Origin of the sequence: Chryseobacterium cheonjiense (assembly GCF_012927265.1) — a bacterium.
In the GTDB taxonomy this organism is placed as follows: domain Bacteria; phylum Bacteroidota; class Bacteroidia; order Flavobacteriales; family Weeksellaceae; genus Chryseobacterium; species Chryseobacterium cheonjiense.
Genome location: NZ_JABBGF010000002.1, coordinates 414011 through 431133, shown reverse-complemented (window position 1 = coordinate 431133; position 17123 = coordinate 414011). Strand labels below are relative to the sequence as shown.

At 37.9% G+C, this 17123-nt stretch carries 19 protein-coding genes; 12 read left to right on the top strand and 7 right to left on the bottom strand.

From position 1 onward, the window contains the following. Both HHL20_RS12530 and HHL20_RS12525 read left to right on the top strand, forming a co-directional pair. The gene (locus HHL20_RS12530; protein ID WP_169231525.1) at positions 1 to 2145 is read left to right on the top strand and encodes a hypothetical protein; all 2145 of its coding nucleotides are present in this window, start codon (positions 1 to 3) and stop codon (positions 2143 to 2145) included. A 4-nt stretch (positions 2146 to 2149) separates the two neighbouring features. After that, positions 2150 to 2335 carry a hypothetical protein gene (locus HHL20_RS12525; RefSeq protein WP_169231524.1) on the top strand — a complete coding sequence of 62 codons (186 nt, stop codon included), beginning with the start codon at positions 2150 to 2152 and terminating at the stop codon, positions 2333 to 2335. Positions 2336 to 2400: 65 nt separating this feature from the next. Here the strand turns inward: HHL20_RS12525 and rnpA are convergent, their stop codons facing one another. From rnpA to HHL20_RS12510, 3 genes are all read right to left on the bottom strand, one after another. After that, positions 2401 to 2778: a ribonuclease P protein component gene (rnpA, locus tag HHL20_RS12520; protein ID WP_169231523.1), complete on the bottom strand. Its 378-nt coding sequence runs from the start codon at positions 2776 to 2778 to the stop codon at positions 2401 to 2403. A gap of 126 nt (positions 2779 to 2904) precedes the next feature. Beyond that, entirely contained in the window at positions 2905 to 3630 is a 726-nt protein-coding gene (locus HHL20_RS12515) for a tRNA threonylcarbamoyladenosine dehydratase (RefSeq protein WP_169231522.1), read from the bottom strand. Beyond that, on the bottom strand, positions 3623 to 4249 hold the full coding sequence (locus HHL20_RS12510) for a TatD family hydrolase (RefSeq protein ID WP_169231521.1): 627 nt from the start codon (positions 4247 to 4249) through the stop codon (positions 3623 to 3625). Before HHL20_RS12510 ends, HHL20_RS12515 begins: the two co-directional genes overlap by 8 nt. 98 nt (positions 4250 to 4347) lie before the next feature. Between HHL20_RS12510 and HHL20_RS12505 the strand changes: the two genes are divergently transcribed. The 4 genes from HHL20_RS12505 to coaBC all read left to right on the top strand — a co-directional run bounded on the left by HHL20_RS12505 (position 4348) and on the right by coaBC (position 7766). Beyond that, positions 4348 to 4977, top strand: a complete 630-nt coding sequence (locus tag HHL20_RS12505) for a TetR/AcrR family transcriptional regulator (RefSeq protein WP_169231520.1) — start codon at positions 4348 to 4350, stop codon at positions 4975 to 4977. A 103-nt stretch (positions 4978 to 5080) separates the two neighbouring features. Next, positions 5081 to 6076, top strand: a complete 996-nt coding sequence (locus HHL20_RS12500; RefSeq protein ID WP_169231519.1) for an outer membrane protein assembly factor BamD — start codon at positions 5081 to 5083, stop codon at positions 6074 to 6076. Positions 6077 to 6117: 41 nt separating this feature from the next. Further along, positions 6118 to 6441, top strand: coding sequence for a DNA-directed RNA polymerase subunit omega (locus tag HHL20_RS12495; RefSeq protein WP_027378789.1), 324 nt, complete (start codon positions 6118 to 6120; stop codon positions 6439 to 6441). A gap of 119 nt (positions 6442 to 6560) precedes the next feature. After that, positions 6561 to 7766 carry a bifunctional phosphopantothenoylcysteine decarboxylase/phosphopantothenate--cysteine ligase CoaBC gene (coaBC, locus tag HHL20_RS12490; RefSeq protein WP_169231518.1) on the top strand — a complete coding sequence of 402 codons (1206 nt, stop codon included), beginning with the start codon at positions 6561 to 6563 and terminating at the stop codon, positions 7764 to 7766. Between the two features lie 60 nt (positions 7767 to 7826). On the opposite strand, the gene HHL20_RS12485 is transcribed toward coaBC, so the two are convergent. The 3 genes from HHL20_RS12485 to HHL20_RS12475 form a co-directional block, all read right to left on the bottom strand. Further along, positions 7827 to 8711 (bottom strand): helix-turn-helix domain-containing protein, encoded by an 885-nt coding sequence (locus HHL20_RS12485; RefSeq protein WP_169231517.1) that lies wholly within the window; start codon positions 8709 to 8711, stop codon positions 7827 to 7829. 12 nt (positions 8712 to 8723) lie between these two features. Further along, positions 8724 to 9140, bottom strand: coding sequence for a nuclear transport factor 2 family protein (locus tag HHL20_RS12480; RefSeq protein WP_169231516.1), 417 nt, complete (start codon positions 9138 to 9140; stop codon positions 8724 to 8726). Between the two features lie 67 nt (positions 9141 to 9207). Next, a complete protein-coding gene (locus HHL20_RS12475) occupies positions 9208 to 9741 on the bottom strand; it encodes a carboxymuconolactone decarboxylase family protein (RefSeq protein WP_169231515.1) in 534 nt (177 codons plus the stop codon). Between the two features lie 226 nt (positions 9742 to 9967). Between HHL20_RS12475 and porD the strand changes: the two genes are divergently transcribed. The 6 genes from porD to HHL20_RS12450 all read left to right on the top strand — a co-directional run bounded on the left by porD (position 9968) and on the right by HHL20_RS12450 (position 15954). Beyond that, positions 9968 to 10876: a type IX secretion system protein PorD gene (gene porD, locus HHL20_RS12470; RefSeq protein WP_169231514.1), complete on the top strand. Its 909-nt coding sequence runs from the start codon at positions 9968 to 9970 to the stop codon at positions 10874 to 10876. Positions 10877 to 10941: 65 nt separating this feature from the next. Next, positions 10942 to 12591: a DNA repair protein RecN gene (locus HHL20_RS12465; protein ID WP_169231513.1), complete on the top strand. Its 1650-nt coding sequence runs from the start codon at positions 10942 to 10944 to the stop codon at positions 12589 to 12591. Between the two features lie 184 nt (positions 12592 to 12775). Beyond that, positions 12776 to 12928, top strand: coding sequence for a hypothetical protein (locus HHL20_RS19565; RefSeq protein ID WP_228463188.1), 153 nt, complete (start codon positions 12776 to 12778; stop codon positions 12926 to 12928). Positions 12929 to 13031: 103 nt separating this feature from the next. Then, the gene (locus HHL20_RS12460) at positions 13032 to 14498 is read left to right on the top strand and encodes a DUF5687 family protein (protein ID WP_169231512.1); all 1467 of its coding nucleotides are present in this window, start codon (positions 13032 to 13034) and stop codon (positions 14496 to 14498) included. 1 nt (position 14499) lies between these two features. Beyond that, a complete protein-coding gene (locus tag HHL20_RS12455; RefSeq protein ID WP_169231511.1) occupies positions 14500 to 15234 on the top strand; it encodes an ABC transporter ATP-binding protein in 735 nt (244 codons plus the stop codon). A gap of 87 nt (positions 15235 to 15321) precedes the next feature. Beyond that, complete coding sequence (locus HHL20_RS12450) at positions 15322 to 15954, top strand: NAD(P)H-dependent oxidoreductase (RefSeq protein WP_169231510.1); 633 nt, start codon at positions 15322 to 15324, stop codon at positions 15952 to 15954. Positions 15955 to 16077: 123 nt separating this feature from the next. Here HHL20_RS12450 and hemE read toward each other — a convergent pair whose 3' ends face one another. After that, the gene (hemE, locus tag HHL20_RS12445; RefSeq protein ID WP_169231509.1) at positions 16078 to 17115 is read right to left on the bottom strand and encodes a uroporphyrinogen decarboxylase; all 1038 of its coding nucleotides are present in this window, start codon (positions 17113 to 17115) and stop codon (positions 16078 to 16080) included. Positions 17116 to 17123 lie beyond the last annotated feature (8 nt).

Below are 17123 nucleotides of genomic sequence, written 5' to 3'. Positions count from 1 at the left end.
ATGAATCATAGAGTTTTAGAATTATTAAAGACCCCGAAAACCATTCAGTCAGAAGATCTCCATCTTCTGAAAGAGGAAATTAATTCTTTTCCCTATATTCAAAATATCAGAGCATTATACCTGTATGGAGTTCATCTGTATGATAAAGAAAATTATCAGAAAGTACTGTCTACAACAGCGGCATATACGACGGATAAAAAAATACTTTATCAGCTGATTAACGGTAAAATCCAGCAGAAACCCAAAGCTGAAGTTCCTGTGGAGATGGTAAAAGAGAAAATCATTCCGACAGAAAATCCGCTCCAGCTTCTATTACGGTCGAAAGCTTCCGTTTTTCCTCTAAAAAGAGAAGAGGAAACATCTGTAGAAGAAAAACCTGAAAGTGTTGAAGCAGAAGCAGAAACACTACCCGAAGCTGAAAGCAGTTTTGGTATACCTCCTGCGCCGAAACCTGAAGTAAAGGAAGTTTTCGTAAAAGGAGAGCGAAACAGAATTTTATTCGAAGGGGAAGAAAATTTTCTTGAAGATGAAAATGTGGAAGTTATCGATTTGGAAGCTACATTAGAATCAGGATCTATCATCACCCAAAAGCTGGATAAAAAAGAAGAAGTACAGGAAGAAGATACAGACAATAGTCACAAAAAAGACCCTGAAATTGTTGAGACTGATAATTTTACGCCGGAAACCATTATTGAAGAAGAAAAAATAACTTCAGAATCTGAAAAAGAAGAAATACTGGATATCTCCGCATTAAGCTTTCAGGAGACTGAGTCTTTCCTTCCTGAGATTGAAGTGTCTGCAAATGAGACTGAAGAGACTTATGAGATCAAAAATGAAGAAACTGATGAAGATGACAATTCTTCTTTAAACAAAACAGAAGAAACTGCAGATTTCACCCCGGAAACTATTATTAATGAAGACAGGATTTCATCATCGGAAGAAGAAAAGCCCCTTCATGATGATGCTGAATTAAGCTTTCACGGCATGGAATCTTTCCTTCCTGAAGTAAAAATACAGCCTAATCACACAGAAGAAAAAGTGACGGAAATTTCCCAGTCGAATTTCAGTAAGCATGAAGATGAAATGCGCAGGCTGATAGAAGAGGTTGAGAAAAAGATGAAAGAAAAAGCGGCTTCCGAAACATCTAAAAAAGAAGAAGAGCCCGAAAATGAAGGACACGATATCAGCTTTTCAGCAACACAAAGTTTTGAGATTAAGCCTGAAGAGCCAAAATCTGAGCAGGTAACTGGTGAATCTATCGCTGAAAAGAATGTTGAACCTGAAGCATCAGAAAAAGCGGTAGAAGAGATTTCAGAAAATAGTTCAGAAACTGTCACTGAAGACTCACCGGAAGTGAATGCTGCCTGGAAACCAATGTCATTCGAATCCAATCTTCCTGATTCACTATTGAGTAAATCATCTGAAGCAAGCCCGTCAATACCCCAAATTCCGGCAGAAACAGCGACGGAAGTCGTATACAAAGAAGCCGTAGAAGTAAAGCCTGAACCAAATATTTCTGATGAGGCAATCTCTGAATCTGAAGAAGAACAAATAACAGAATCAATTGAAGACCAATCCGAAAATGTACGGAAAGAAGAGTCTGTCCCGGAGGTTGGGGAAAGTAAAGAAGTGCCGGTAATGAACGTGTCATTCTTCGGATCCGGATGGACGATTCCCAAACCCGAAAAACAGCAGGAGAACAATACAGAACAGCCAAAGGAAGATATCAAGCAAAAAAATGAGGTGACACCTTCTGTTGAAAATACCGCTGAAAATAAAAAATCCGATAGCCTTGACAGCAATATCCCGGGATTCATCAACACCTGGCAAAGCTGGCTGAAGATCGACAGATCGGAAGAAGCGCCAAAAGAGAAAACTGAAATTAAGAAAAAGGTTATAGAGGCATTTATTGAAAATAATCCGAAGATCAGTCAGCTGAAAGAAGAAAGCAGTTTCATCGTAAAAGAAAAGGGAGACGATATCTCTCATTTAATGACAGAAACCCTGGCCACTCTTTACTTTGAACAAAAGCTTTATACAAAAGCAATTAAAGCATTTGAGATTTTAATTAAAAAGACGCCTGAAAAGAAAGAATATTACGAAAACAGGATTCAGGAAATAAAAGACTTCAGAACCAAAGGATAAACTTATGAATTTACTTTCAATAAACGGCTTTCAGATAATAGCTGTTTTTATGATCATCGCAGCATTATATATTACGGCTGTAGCGAAACTTTTTAAAAACAAATCTGGACTTTTGCCTTATCTGGCGCTCATTCTTTTTCCTGTGATAGGACCTTTGGGAATTATTCTGGGAGATTACACAAAAAAATAAAATAAAGCGGGGCGGAAATTTCTGCCCCGCTTTATTTATGCTGGTAATTTATATTTGATTGTCGTTCAGGAACTTTTTTTTATCGACTGGCAGAGTGCAATAAACTGCTTCTCAACATCCTGAAACTTTTCCGGCAATTCAGGGGATACCCAGAAAAGCATAGCCATTGTTTTCTCCCCGAAACTCTCTTTAAAAAGATTCTTATTCAGACGGTAGCATTCCCTGAGAAGCCTTTTGATACGGTTTCTGTGCACCGCTTTTTTGAAGTATTTCTTGGAAACTGAAACTGCAAACTTTGTGTTTTCAACAGGAGCGGCAGGCTTGTCTTTCAGAATAATAATCCTCAGATTCCCATTACTCTTCCATTTTCCTTTTTCAAAAAGCAAAGAGATCTCGGTGTTTTTTTTGAGTTTTTCAGCTCTGGGATAGGTAAAGTTCGTCATGTACAGATTGTAAATATAAGGGATAATTTTTTATTAGAGTGATCAACTCAGACATTTCCGGCATTGTATTGTTTATTGATAACTAGTACAGTACTGCAACAGTCTTGCTTTTTAGATATGTAAAAATTAATCCTTTTTAATCAGATGATTAATTACTTCTGCAGCTGCATACAACCCGAAAATCGCGGGGATATAGCTGATGGTTCCGTAAAAAGATCTCTTATAATTGCTTCCGTCGGTCATTTTTAAACTTTCCTCATTCTGAATTTCATTTGAAAAAACACAGCGGATTCCTTTATTGATTTTCTCCTTTTTCAGTCTTTTCCGTACCTGTTTTGCAAGGTAGCAGTTGTGGGTTTTGCTGATATCCCGCACCATAACTTTACTGGGATCGGTTTTTCCGCCGGCTCCCATCGAACTTACCACTTTTATTTTTCTTCTTCTCGCAGCAATTAGCAAGGTCAGTTTGGGCGTTACGCTGTCGATGCAGTCGAGGATATAGTCAAACTTTCCTTCGTCGAGAATCTGGCCCATTCTTTCCGGGTTGAGGAATTCGTTGATTTTGGTTAAATTCAGCCTAGGATTGATGTCTAAAAGCCTTTCTGCAACGACTTCCACCTTGTGCTTTCCTACGGTTGAATGCAGAGCGGGAAGCTGCCTGTTGATGTTGGTAATATCTACCGTATCACCATCTACAATCGTCATGTTGCCGACGCCGGCTCTTGCTATAAATTCCGCGGCGAAAGAACCGACACCGCCTAAACCTACTACCAGCACATTCGCCTTCGTCAGCTTTTCCAGACCTTCCTCCTTGATCAGAAGCTCTGTTCTTTCCAACCAGTATTTATCCATTTTTTATTGTCTCTAAATTTTCTAAAATTTGTTCATGTAAATTCTCCGGAGAAATACCCTTTATTTCTGCAGCTTTAAGATACAGATCCCCGATCTTAAAATTATCATTGTCGGTTTCTAAAAATATTTTGTCTAAAGGAGCAATTTTCAAAGTATTTTGCAAAGATAAATTATACAAAACTGCTTTTCCAAAACTCAGGTAAAAATTATTTTTCAGCAGGTCTTCCGCGATGCGTTCTTTTTTATTAAAACCATGAATAATCATCGGCTGTTCTACATATTTTTTAAAAGAAATCACTTCATAAAATTTTCGTACACAATGAATGATCAAAGGCTTTTTAACCTCATTGGAAATCCTGATCTGTCTTAGAAAAACATCTTCCTGAATTTTCTGATCCGTATCAGCGAAAGAGTCCAGTCCGCATTCTCCGATGGCAATACATCTTTCGGTAATACTCTCTTCGAGCCACTGAAACTGCTTTTCTATAAGGTGTATATCAATTGCTTTAGGATGAATTCCGACGGAATAGGAGACGCCCGGGGGAATATCATTCATATCCAGGTTGTAAATTCCAAAGGCAGTATTCTTCTTATGGTGATGAAAATCAAAAAAATCCATATTCAAAAATACTATTAATTTAGAAGTTGTGCTAAATTCCTTAAACGAACGTTTATAAATCTGTTAAAAATTTCTTAACTTTACTCAAAGTACATTGCATGAAGAAAAAATTTACAGAAAAACAAATACACATTTTAGACATCGCCGAAGAGCTCATTGCAAAAAAAGGCTACGAAGGCACATCGGTAAGAGACATCTGTTCCAAAGCAAATATCAATGTTGCTATGATTTCCTATTATTTCGGATCTAAAGAAAAAATGATGTCTTATCTCTATCAGTACAGGGTACTGAAGACCAGAGAAAACTTTTCCGAATTTGCAGATACCATTAAAGAAGGTAAGCCTGAAATGCAGATGAAAGAAATCATTAAATATATTGTTGCACAATTATTTAAGTACAATTACTTTCACGGGTTTGTAACTCAGGAACTGCGGCATACGGAAAACCTCAAAGACGAATTAATGGATTTTTACCAGCTGTTTGTTAAAAAACTGGATGAAGTCATCAAAAAAGGAGTGACTTCAGGAGTATTTACCTTTACTCCGAAACCTGAAGATATTCTCACAACCATTATCGGGTCTACTTTATTTGTTATCCGGAACCGGAATTTTTATGAACTCTATGTTCCCAGCAAAAGTGAAGAAACCTATTTCAAAGAAGCTGAGAAAAAAGTAAGAATGAATCTCTTAATGAGTGTTTTTGCCATTTTGGGATACGCAGCAGACTAAAATTACGTTAAATAATCATAAAAAAAAATCTATTGACAAAAAAGTTATATTTTTGCAAATTAGTAAATCGGCTGTATAATCCGAAAACTGTTGAATTTTTTATATGAAAAAATATATTTTAGGTCTTTTTGCTGTAGCTGTACTTTCATCGTGCGTAAGCAAGCAGGAAAGAGCAATGAAAAGTGCGGATAAAAACCTCATCCTGAAAACCGCCAATGACAATTTTGCTAAAAAGAAATGGAAAAATGCATTGGCTCTCTATGACAGGCTTGCCAACTTAGTTGCAGGAACGGATGATTTCCCGAATGTGGCGTTTAATACGGCCTATGCCAACTACTACGATAAGAATTTCAGATTAGCAGGAAACCAGTTTAAAAACTTTGCGGTGAATTTCCCGAAAGATCCGAGAGCAGAAGAAGCCGCTTATATGGCCGCTTTGTGCTATTATGAGGGATCTATGGATTACAACCTGGATCAGTCTACCACACAGTCTGCCATCACAGAATTGCAGGATTTCCTTAACAACTATCCGAATTCGGAACGATCTAAAAATATCAATACCCTGATTGATGAATTGTCTTACAAGCTTGAATTCAAAGCGTATGAAAACGCAAGACAGTACTTCAAAATGGGAGAATACAAAGCAGCAAACGTAGCATTGGAGAACGTTCTTGAAGATTTCCCAAGCACTAAACTTCGTCCGCAGATTTATGATTACATCATAAAATCACGATATGAACTGGCTACAAAATCGGTTTATGACCTGAAAGACGAGCGTATAGAAAGCGCATTGGCCTTCTCCAGACAGATCGAAAAAGAAATGCCGAATACGGAGCTTGCCAAAACAGCATTGGACATCCGGGAAAAGCTTGAAAAAGAAAAGAAAGATTTCGTAGTTGTTAAAAAGCAGACCGAAGCAAGAATTGCTGCATTAACCGAAAGACAGAAAAAACTGCAGGCTCAGAACGATGAAAAGACAAAAACTGAGCAGCAGATGAAAGATCAGGTAGAGGCAGAGAAGAAAGCAATGCAGATCCAGAGGGACAGTGCAGCGATTAATACCCCTCCGCCGGCAGCGACTTTCAAAATTCAAAGATAATTCGTAAATTTGCGAACTTAAATAAAAATAATATTCTCAAAATGAGTGTAAAAGATACAAAAGCAGAAGTAAATACCATTACTTACGATAAGGATAAGATTGAAGACAAAGTAGGCTCAATCTACGAAGCGATTGTTATCATGGGAAAAAGAGCAGAGCAGATCAATGCTGAAATCCGTACGGAGCTGCACAATAAGCTTGATGAGTTTGCTGTTCACAATTCTACATTAGAAGAAGTTTTCGAAAACAGAGAGCAGATCGAAATCTCAAAGCATTACGAAAAGCTTCCGAAACCAACTTCTATTGCTATCGAAGAGTGGCTGAACGAAGATATTTACTTCAGAAAAACTGAAGAAAGAAAATAAGAATCAATGTATTTTTAATAAATAAGGGTCATAAAGGAAATCTTTTCTTTATGACCTTTGTTGTTGAAACAGCTTTCTAAGAAAAAATAAGTAATTTAGTATTCTTAAAATTAAATGGAATGAGTCTTTCCGGGAAAAAAATTCTCATTGCGGTTTCTGGAGGAATTGCAGCATACAAAATTCACTTTCTGATCAGGGATTTTATTAAAAAAGGTGCGGAAGTACAGGTCATCATGACACCTGACGCAGAACATTTCGTGACAAAGCTCAGTATTTCCACACTCTCCAAAAAACCGGTATACTCAGATTTTTACAGCGATAACGGAACGTGGAACAGTCATGTAGAGATGGCATTGTGGGCGGATGTGATGATTATGGCTCCATGTACGGCAAATACCCTTTCCAAAATGGTTCACGGAATGTGTGATAATCTGGTGATAGCAACCTATATGTCCGCAAAATGTCCTGTTTTTATCGCTCCTGCAATGGATCTCGATATGTATGCACATCCTTCAACCAGAAGAAACCTTGAGCTCGCGGAAAGCTTCGGACATGTTATTATTCCTGCTGAGACCGGGGAACTGGCAAGCGGACTGAGCGGACAGGGAAGAATGTCGGAACCTTCAACCATTAGCAGGATCATTGAAGATTTTTTTAATTCGGAGATAAAGAAAACGCTGGAAGGCAAAACCGTTTTAATTACAGCGGGACCTACTTACGAAGCGATTGATCCCGTAAGATTCATCGGGAATCATTCTTCAGGTAAAATGGGTTTCTCTCTTGCAGAAGAAGCTTCCAAAAGAGGTGCGAGAGTTATTTTGATTTCGGGACCAAGTGCTGAGCAAGCAGTTCACAAAAACATTGAGCTGCATAAAGTAATTTCCGCAAAAGAAATGCTGGCAAAAGTTTTTGAATTTTATGATTCCGCAGATGTCGGAATTGCGAGCGCAGCTGTTGCCGACTATGCTCCCAAAGAGGTAGCGAAGGAAAAAATTAAAAAGAATGACGATAATTTAACGATCGAACTGATTAAAAATCCGGATATTCTTAAAACGATGGGTGAGAAAAAAACGCATCAGTTTTTGGTCGGTTTCGCATTGGAAACTCAAAATGAAGAAGAAAATGCCAAAGCAAAATTTGAAAAGAAAAATCTTGATATGATCGTCCTGAATTCTCTTCGTGATGAAGGAGCAGGATTTAAGAATGATACCAATAAGATAAAAATATTTACAAGGACCGAAAAGAAAGAATTTGATCTGAAATCTAAAGATGAGGTCGCTAAGGATATTCTGAACTGTATCGAAGATCAGCTTTTAAATAAATAATCAGTTTAAGTTATTTATTTTATTTAAAGTTTTTGCGGTTCATGAAAAGTAACAATTTGGTTAATTAAACATGCTGCGGCCAAAACCTACGGTTTCCCTGTACATCTGAGGAGAAATGCTCACGTTAGCTTTGAAGAATCTGCTGAAATAATATTCATCCTGATAACCCAGTTCAAATGCAATTTCTTTTACTGCTTTGTTGCTGAGATAAAGCTCTCTTTTGGCTTCAATAATTATTCTTTCTGAAATCAGTTCCGTAAGTGTTCTGTTGAAATACCCCTTTGTAATTTTAGCTAAAGCTTTAACAGAAATATTTAAAGATTCCGCATAATCACTGGCCGAATGTTTCGTCTTAAAATCCCTTTCAATGGCCTCTTTAAGGCTTTGAAGAATAAATGGCTCTTTCAGATCTGCTGTAGCCCGGAAAGCACCCGGTTCCTGTTCTGTCTTTAGCCGGCATAAAGCAATTAAAAATATTTTCAGGTAAGAAATTAATAGCTCATATTGAGCTAACGCCGGATTTTGTATTTCGGATTTCATCTGCTCCAGAAGCATGCTGAGTTTTAAAGAAGTACCTTCATCAATAGTTACAAATGGCGGATTGTAAATGTTATTGAACAATATCCCGTTGCAGGCAACCTCTGTCTGATGTTTGTGAATGCAGAAAAAATCCGGATGAAACTGTAATGCAATACCACTGATCTGTTTCCCTGAACTTATCATAAAAGGTTGATACGGCGAAAAGGCAAAAAGGCTTCCGGCAGCAAATTCATGTTCGGAAAAATCAGCTCTTACAATGCCATTTCCCTGATGAAACCATATCAGAGAATAATAATTATTGCGTTGAATATGATCAAAATAACAACCATCTTCAAATGAAAAAATTTTGAACGCCAGATTTCCGTTCTGGGGATTGATAAGAGTATGCACCATTTGATTTTCCATATCACAAATATATTATTTTAATATACGCTCTGTTTCTTTAATCGGAAGATCATTGATGCTTGCAAATCTCTTTTGCATATATCCGTTCTCATCAAATTCCCAAAGCTCATTTCCATAGCTGCGAAACCATTGCCCGGTCTTGTCGCGCCATTCATATTCAAACCGTACAGCCATTCGGTTTTCTCTGAAACCCCATAGTTCCTTTTTGAGCTTATATTCCAGCTCTTTTTCCCATTTCTTTTTTAAAAACTGCTTTACTTCCTCTCTTCCGTTAATGAAATCAGTTCGGTTTCTCCATTCGGTATTTTCCGTATAAGCCAGGCAGACTTTTTCGGGATCTCTTGTATTCCATGCATCTTCGGTCATCTGAACTTTTTGTAAAGCAGTTTCCATTGTAAACGGCGGCAGAGGTAATTTTTTTTCTTCCATTCTTTTTTTGTTATAAAAATGATGCTGCAATATGATAAAATGACAGCATCATTTTTAGAGTTGAAATTTAAATAACTTTAGCCGGCGGAAAATCGATTTCTACTTTTGTGACCGCATGCAGATAGTTCATTGCTGTTTTTTCTGCAATCAATAATACAAGCTCCACCACATGTGCTTTTGTGTAACCGGCATTGATAAAAGCGTCGACAGTCTCGTCTGAGGCAAATCCTCTTTTAAGGGTTATTTCTTTTGCAAGAGTAACCAGGGTATTCAGTTGATGATCAAAAGAAACATTTCCTTTTCTGATTTCAATAGTCTGCTCTTCTGTGAATCCGGCCAGGGTACCTAACAGCGTATGTGCCGACTGACAGTAGTGACAATCATTTACCTGGCTTACTATTAAATTTACAGCCTGTTTTTCTTTGTTTGAAAGGGAGGTTTTGGCATTCTGAAAAGCAAGATAGTTTTTTAGTGCGGTTTCAGATGATGCCATTACCGCATACAGGTTAGGAACCATGCCTAAATTTTTTTTAAGATTATCAAAAATCTCTTGATTTTCCGCAGATACTTCATCTCTTGCCGGAACTTGAAAATGTGTCATTTTTTTTATGTTTTATGTTGTGTCATTATTGACAGTACAAAATTGCTACAGCGGAGGGAACTTTAAAATGGATTATTTACGCAAGTTGATGGACAATTTTCTCTTTAGACCTTAGGATTTCTGTTTTTAGTATAAAATGCCAATATCCGGCACTCAATTCCGGATATTTTTATCGTTTGATAAGAATAATTTTAATAAATTTCCGTTCTCAATCTTTACTATAAAAATGAAAAAAATTATAAGCATATTTTTACTTCTCTTTTTGTATAATCTTAGTTTTTCTCAGGAGCTGCTGGCTACCGTACAGGTAAATGCCCAACAGCTGGGAGGAAGTAACCAGTCGGCTTACAAAGCATTGGAGAAAAGTCTCCGGGATTTTATCAATAACACAAGCTGGACCGGGAAAAGACTCCAGAATTTCGAGAAAATAAAATCAAATTTTGCAATCGTCATTAGCGAAAGAGACGGAAACCGTTTCAGAGGAAATATCGTTGTACAGGCGGTTCGCCCTGTATATAATACAACGTATGAATCACCGCTTCTCAACCTTCAGGATCAGCGTTTTTCTTTTGATTATATAGAGAATGAAAACCTTATTTTCAATGAAAGACAGTTTTCGGGGAAAAATCTTATTGATGTCATCAGTTTCTATGTTTACGTAATTTTGGGTGTTGATGCAGACAGCTTTCAGTCGATGGCAGGAACCCAATGGTTTCAGAAAGCACAGCAGATTGCCCAGAACGGAGAATCTCAAAATACGTATGACGGATGGAAGCAGATTAACGAACCGAGAAGCCGTTCTGTTTTGATCAAAGAAATCATGAGCCCGAACTGGAGCCAGGTGCGGGCAACGATCTATTCTTACCATAGAGCAGGACTGGATAATCTTTTTAACCAGGATCAGACTGCTGCAAAGAAAGTGATTTTTGATGCCCTAATGCAGTTGAAACAGTATGAAAATTCTTTTCAGCAGGCCTATTTCTTTAATCTTTTTATGGATACGAAGGCCGATGAAATTTTCAATATTTTCAATTCCGGGAACAACGGAGGGATCGTTCTGGCAGATCTGAAAAATGAATTGATCATTCTTTCCCCTAAAAGTACAGAGTCCCGTTGGAACAAGTGGAAACAGTAATCTTCACTTGAATCCTGAAATCTAATGTTCTATATTTGCAATAGCTAAAATAATCGCTATTATCAATGCTTTCGAGAATATACATTAAAAATTTTGCCCTTATTGACACCCTTGAAGTGTCATTACATAACGGTCTGCAGGTAATCACCGGGGAAACCGGTGCCGGGAAATCTATTATTTTGGGTGCTTTGCGACTGATCCTTGGAGAAAGGGCAGATGTAAAATCAATCTCAAAAGCAGAAGAAAAAAGCATCGTTGAAACCGAGTTTTCTTTAAATAATCAGTTTAAAAAATTCTTTATTGAAAACGATCTGGATTATGAACATCAGACCATCATCCGAAGGGAAATCTTACCTTCAGGAAAATCACGGGCATTTATTAATGATGTTCCGGTTACTCTTGATATTTTAAAAGAACTGTCTTCTCAACTGATTGATATTCATTCGCAGTTTGAAACATCCAATCTTTTTACGGCAGAATATCAGTTTAAAATCATCGACGGGCTTTCTGAAAACAGGCAGATCATCCATGATTATCAGAATCAATTTTCAGATTTTCAAAGTCTTAAAATACAGCTTAAGAAACTTCAGACACAGCTTTCGGAAGCCAATAAGGAAAGCGATTATAAAACATTTCTTCTCAATGAGCTGGAAGAGCTCCATCTGGATGATATAGATTATGAAGAGCTTCAGAACCAACTTTCCACCCAGGAAAATGCTGAAATGATCTCTGATAATCTGGCTCAGGTACTGTCGAGGTTTCATCAGGAAGAGGTAGGGATTTTTTCATTTTTTAATGAAGCTAAGAACAAACTCTCCAGAATTGCAGAAGTATCCGCGGGCTTTGCAGAGCTTGATGAAAGACTGGAAGCTTCTTTTGTGGAACTGAAAGACATCATTTCTGAACTGGAAAATGAGGCGGAAAATATTGAAGTCAATCCAGAAAATCTGTTTCTGTTAATCGAATTGAATAACAGGATCAACAACCTTTTTGTAAAGCATAATGTTGCTGATGTTTCGGGGTTAAAAGAAATCAGAGATCAGCTTTCGGGAGAACAGCAGGGAGCTTCTGAGCTGGAATTCCAGATTGAAGAAATTCAGGCCAATATTGCTAAAAAAGAAAAATCACTTCAGGCATTATCCGGCACATTATCAAAAAACAGAAAAAAACATATTCCTGTCTTCATTAAGAAAGCAGAAGCTTTACTTAAAAAATTAGGCCTTGAGAAAGCCAGAGTGGATATTGAATTGCAGAATGCTGCAGATTTCAATCAATTTGGGAAAGAAAATATTCAGCTGTTGTTTCAGGCCAATTCCGGATTTCCTTTAAAACCTATTCAGACCGCCATTTCCGGTGGTGAAAGATCGAGGGTGATGCTGGCTGTAAAGAAAATTATTGCCGAGAGTGATGAGCTTCCGACCTTAATTTTAGATGAGATCGATACCGGAGTTTCCGGAAAAGTAGCGGAAGAGATCGGAAACCTGATGCGCGAAATGTCTGCCGATATGCAGCTGATCGTGATTTCTCACCTCGCTCAGGTTGCTGCAAAAGGAAACAACAATTATAAAGTGGTAAAGCAGGATGTTGCCGGAAGAACGCAATCCACCATCGTTCCTTTAAGTGATGAGGAAAAGCTCAATGAAATAGCGCAGCTTCTTTCCGGAAGTAAAATCACAGAAGCAGCGTTGGCGCAGGCTAAAGAATTAATAGGCTAAATTGAATTAATTTAAAACATATAAAGACTTCCGAATTTTTCAGAGGTCTTTTTTTAAATTTAGTTTGTCATCCTGAAAGGATCTAAATATAGTATTAACATTTCTAATCATACGTTTAACTCCTAAAGAATGATAACCTGTATCTCTTTTTATATAGCTAAAATCTCCTGAGCTTACCAACAGCATGTTTGAGACTTCCGGAGATGTTCTTTGGTTTCCTGCAACTTGCGGGAGACTTCCGGAGACCTCCGTTGGTTCCCCGCAAAATGTTTTAAACAAACGGAGAACTGCTGAAGACCTACGCAGACTGTTTGGAACTTCCGTAGGTGTCGGGTGATTCTAAGCAGGTTTATTTTGATTACTGTAAAATACATCCTGATTAAAAGTTAAAAATTGTAACAATTGCATCTTTATACAAACTAATGTAATAAAAGATAACTATGTTTGTAAAATTCCTGAAATTAGAATTCAAAAGTTTTTTTCGAGGCAGTTCTTTAGGGGTTAATCTGGCGATGAAAATTCTTCGCTTTATTGGGATTCTTTACTTTATGGCATGTCTGGTGGGAGGAGCATTTGGCGCATTCTTCTACATTCAGGAAGAGATGCACCAAAATCCCGTACAAGTTGTTTCAAGATTTATGATTGCAGCCTGGGCGGTAGATCTTATTGTGAAATACATCTGGCAGGAATTACCTACCCAAAACATCAAGCCTTTTCTTACCCTTAATATTTCCAAAAAAACATTGGTTAATTATATGGTTGGAAAGACTTTTCTGTCTGCTTTCAGCTGGCTGAATTCCCTGTTTCTGATCACCTTTGCCATTATTGCATTGTTCAATGGATATAATGCATCAGGTGTCGTGGCTTGGCTCGTAGGAATTTCCCTGCTATTCTATCTGAATAACTTTATCAACATTCTTTTCAATGATATAGAGATCGTTGCCATTGTTGTCGGCTGTATTTTTACAGGAGTGGCAGCATTAGCTTATTATAATATTGTTCCTGTTCTGGATTATTCTGAAAAGTTTTTCTTTAATTTTTACGAAAGACCTTATTTTATAGTAATTTCCGTTGTATTGTTTTCTGCTTTATGGAAAATCTGCTTCAGTCATATCCGACAGATATTTTATCTGGATGAAGGCTTGGAGGCCAAAAAAGAGGTCGGAAAAACAGAGAATATCATGTTCCTGAATAAATATGGCGCCATTGGGACGTTTATCAATAATGATATTAAATTGCTGAAGCGAAACAAAGTTACCAAAGGCATCTTATGGGGCAGTATTTTGTTTCTTTTCTATGGGCTTCTGATGTTCTCGTCTCCTATTTATAAAACACCGGCTATGATGATGTTTATGGGGTTATTTGTAACGGGAGGCTTCCAGTTTATGTTCGGTCAGCGGGTTCCTGCTTTCGACAGTTCTTATTATCCTCTGATGATGACCCTAAATGTGCCTTACAAAGAATATCTGAAAGCAAAATGGTGGCTGATGAATATCGTGACAGGCTTCTCAATGATTCTTGCGATCTGCTATGCTTATTTTGGCTGGGAAATGTACCTCACTTTTTTTGCAGCAGGAATTTATAATATCGGGGTAAATTCTCAGTTCACCCTCTGGTCGGGAGCTTTCAATAAAATGCAGATCGACCTGAATGCAAAAGAGAAAAGATTCGGGCAGAAGAACAGTTTCAACATGAAATCTTTGCTGCTGCTGATTCCTAAGATGCTTTTGCCGATGGCAGTATTTGCAATTGTAAAATATTCTCTGGGAATTGAGGCCGGAGTCATAAGCGTAGCTTTTTTGGGGCTGATCGGATTTTTACTTAGAGAAAAAATATTCGATATTATCGTAAAACATTACAAGGTAGAAAAATACAGTACATTAGAAGCATTCAAAAATAAAGACTAATATGATCACAATTAATAATTTAACGAAAACATACGGTAAAGCAACCGTTTTAAATATAGAACATCTTGAAATCCCGAATGGTGAAACTTTCGGCTTGGTAGGAAACAACGGTGCGGGAAAAACGACACTGTTCAGTCTAATGCTGGATCTTATCCAGGCTACGACAGGCTATGTAAGTATCGACGGAATCAAGGTAGATGAATCCGAAGCATGGAAAAATAAAGTTTCCGCTTTTGTAGACGATTCTTTCCTTATCGGTTATCTTACCCCGGAAGAGTATTTTTATTTTATCGGCGAATTAAGAGGACAGAACAAGGCTTCCGTTGATGAATTTTTAAAACAGTTTCATGATCTTTTCAGTGGAGAAATTTTAAATTCCGGTAAATATGTACGCGACCTTTCTAAGGGAAACCAGAAAAAAGTAGGCATCGTGGGCGCCATTATCGGAAATCCGGAGATCATTATCCTCGATGAGCCTTTTGCCAACCTAGATCCTTCTACCCAGATCAAGCTTAAAAACCTGATTAAAGAACTCTCGAAACAAGAGGGCGTGACGTTCCTGATCTCCAGCCATGATCTTTCACACACAACGGAAGTATGTAACCGAATTGTTGTGGTCAATAAAGGACAGCTGGTAAAAGATATTCAGACCAATCCTGAAACCCTTAAAGATCTTGAACGCTATTTTGCAGATCAGATTTCAAGCTCTGCTGAGATTGTAAATAATCCGGTTTAATAGATATTAGCAATACATCAGATTTAAAAAACGTTTATCGAAATTTGTGGTACATCATTTAAATTTGTTCCGTTAAAATTTAATTTTATGGAATTAATAGAAAAACTGAACTGGAGATATGCTACCAAAGCAATGAACGGTCAGAAAGTGCCACAGGAAAAAGTGGATAAAATATTGGAAGCCGCAAGATTAGCGCCTACATCAAGCGGTCTTCAGCCTTTCGAAATTATTGTCATTACCAACCAGGAAATCAAGGAACAGATAAAACCTCATGCCTGGAATCAGCCGCAGATTACGGACTGCTCGCATCTGTTGGTTTTTGCAGCCTGGGATAATTATACGGAAGACAGAATCAACAGGATGTTTGATCTTACGAATGAAATCAGAGGTTTTGAAAACGAAGGGTGGGAAAATTACAGACAAATGCTGTTGGGAATGTATCCGCAAAGACCTGCTGAAGAAAACTTTACGCATGCCGCAAAACAGGCTTATATCGGGTTTGGTGCAGCAATTATCGCGGCAGCATTTGAAGAAGTAGATTCTACCCCAATGGAAGGTTTTGTTCCGGAAGAGGTAGATAAAGTTTTAAACTTACAGGAAAAAGGATTAAAAAGCGTTCTTTTACTGCCTTTGGGATATAGAGATCCTTCGAACGACTGGCTGGTAAACCTTACCAAAATAAGAAAACCGAAAGAAGATTTCATTACAGAGATCAACTAAGTATTGATTATTTTACTCATAAAAAACACCCTTTCAATTGCTGAAAGGGTGTTTATTTATTATTTAATTTCTCTGGAATAACACTGTAAAAATCTGTGTTAATCGGTGAGAATCTGTGGGAGTTTAAAACTCAGCATTTGGTTTCCAATCCACCACCGCTCTGATAAACGCTTCTGCATTTTCAACAGGAATATTTGGTAAAATTCCGTGTCCTAAATTCGCTATGTATCGGTCTTTTCCGAAACGGTTGATCATCTCCGTTACCATTTTTTTGATCGTTTCCGGTGTCGAATGCAGCCTTGCGGGATCAAAATTCCCCTGAAGCGTCATCGTATGATTGGTTAACGTTCTGGCAAACTCAGGCTTAATTGTCCAGTCAACACCCAAGGCGGAAACCGGAGATTGAACCATGTCTTCCAATGCAAACCAACATCCTTTTCCGAAAACGACAACATGCGTCAGCGGACTTAATGCTTCAACGATCTGGTTGATATATTTCCATGAAAATTCCTGATAATCTGCCGGAGAAAGCATTCCTCCCCAAGAATCAAACACCTGAACCGCAGAAACGCCTTTCTCAACCTTTCTTTTCAGGTAAGCAATCGTAGTATCGGTAATTTTTTGCAGTAGCAAATGTGCCGCTTCGGGTTGTGTAAAGCAGAAAGATTTGGCAATATCAAAAGCCTTGCTTCCTTTTCCTTCCACGCAGTAGCAGAGAATGGTCCAGGGAGAGCCTGCGAAACCGATCAACGGAATTTCATTCTCTAATTTCTGTAAAGTCAATTCAATAGCATCAAAAACGTAACCTAACGTATCATTGACATCGGGAACGGCAACATTCTGAACCTGTTCCATAGTTCTGATCGGGGTATCAAGCCACGGACCTACCGATTCTTTCATTTTGAAATCGATTCCCATTGCCTGCGGAACCACCAAAATATCCGAAAACAAAATGGCTGCATCCAGCGGAAATCTTCGGATAGGCTGCACGGTGATTTCAGAAGCCAGCTCGGGAGTCTGACATCTTGTAAAGAAATCATACTTGTCACGGAGGGCAATGAATTCCGGCAAATATCTTCCTGCCTGCCTCATCATCCATACGGGAGGTCTTTCTACGGTCTCTCCGCGAAGCGCTTTTAAATATAGGTCGTTTTTAATCATAATCTATT

Excerpts from the sequence above, each read along its gene's own strand:
- HHL20_RS12530 (WP_169231525.1), top strand. The coding sequence starts at position 1 with ATGAATCATAGAGTTTTAGAATTATTAAAGACCCCGAAAACCATTCAG.
- HHL20_RS12525 (WP_169231524.1), top strand. The coding sequence starts at position 2,150 with ATGAATTTACTTTCAATAAACGGCTTTCAGATAATAGCTGTTTTTATG.
- rnpA (WP_169231523.1), bottom strand. The coding sequence starts at position 2,778 with ATGACGAACTTTACCTATCCCAGAGCTGAAAAACTCAAAAAAAACACC.
- HHL20_RS12515 (WP_169231522.1), bottom strand. The coding sequence starts at position 3,630 with ATGGATAAATACTGGTTGGAAAGAACAGAGCTTCTGATCAAGGAGGAA.
- HHL20_RS12510 (WP_169231521.1), bottom strand. The coding sequence starts at position 4,249 with ATGGATTTTTTTGATTTTCATCACCATAAGAAGAATACTGCCTTTGGA.
- HHL20_RS12505 (WP_169231520.1), top strand. The coding sequence starts at position 4,348 with ATGAAGAAAAAATTTACAGAAAAACAAATACACATTTTAGACATCGCC.
- HHL20_RS12500 (WP_169231519.1), top strand. The coding sequence starts at position 5,081 with ATGAAAAAATATATTTTAGGTCTTTTTGCTGTAGCTGTACTTTCATCG.
- HHL20_RS12495 (WP_027378789.1), top strand. The coding sequence starts at position 6,118 with ATGAGTGTAAAAGATACAAAAGCAGAAGTAAATACCATTACTTACGAT.
- coaBC (WP_169231518.1), top strand. The coding sequence starts at position 6,561 with ATGAGTCTTTCCGGGAAAAAAATTCTCATTGCGGTTTCTGGAGGAATT.
- HHL20_RS12485 (WP_169231517.1), bottom strand. The coding sequence starts at position 8,711 with ATGGAAAATCAAATGGTGCATACTCTTATCAATCCCCAGAACGGAAAT.
- HHL20_RS12480 (WP_169231516.1), bottom strand. The coding sequence starts at position 9,140 with ATGGAAGAAAAAAAATTACCTCTGCCGCCGTTTACAATGGAAACTGCT.
- HHL20_RS12475 (WP_169231515.1), bottom strand. The coding sequence starts at position 9,741 with ATGACACATTTTCAAGTTCCGGCAAGAGATGAAGTATCTGCGGAAAAT.
- porD (WP_169231514.1), top strand. The coding sequence starts at position 9,968 with ATGAAAAAAATTATAAGCATATTTTTACTTCTCTTTTTGTATAATCTT.
- HHL20_RS12465 (WP_169231513.1), top strand. The coding sequence starts at position 10,942 with ATGCTTTCGAGAATATACATTAAAAATTTTGCCCTTATTGACACCCTT.
- HHL20_RS19565 (WP_228463188.1), top strand. The coding sequence starts at position 12,776 with ATGTTTGAGACTTCCGGAGATGTTCTTTGGTTTCCTGCAACTTGCGGG.
- HHL20_RS12460 (WP_169231512.1), top strand. The coding sequence starts at position 13,032 with ATGTTTGTAAAATTCCTGAAATTAGAATTCAAAAGTTTTTTTCGAGGC.
- HHL20_RS12455 (WP_169231511.1), top strand. The coding sequence starts at position 14,500 with ATGATCACAATTAATAATTTAACGAAAACATACGGTAAAGCAACCGTT.
- HHL20_RS12450 (WP_169231510.1), top strand. The coding sequence starts at position 15,322 with ATGGAATTAATAGAAAAACTGAACTGGAGATATGCTACCAAAGCAATG.
- hemE (WP_169231509.1), bottom strand. The coding sequence starts at position 17,115 with ATGATTAAAAACGACCTATATTTAAAAGCGCTTCGCGGAGAGACCGTA.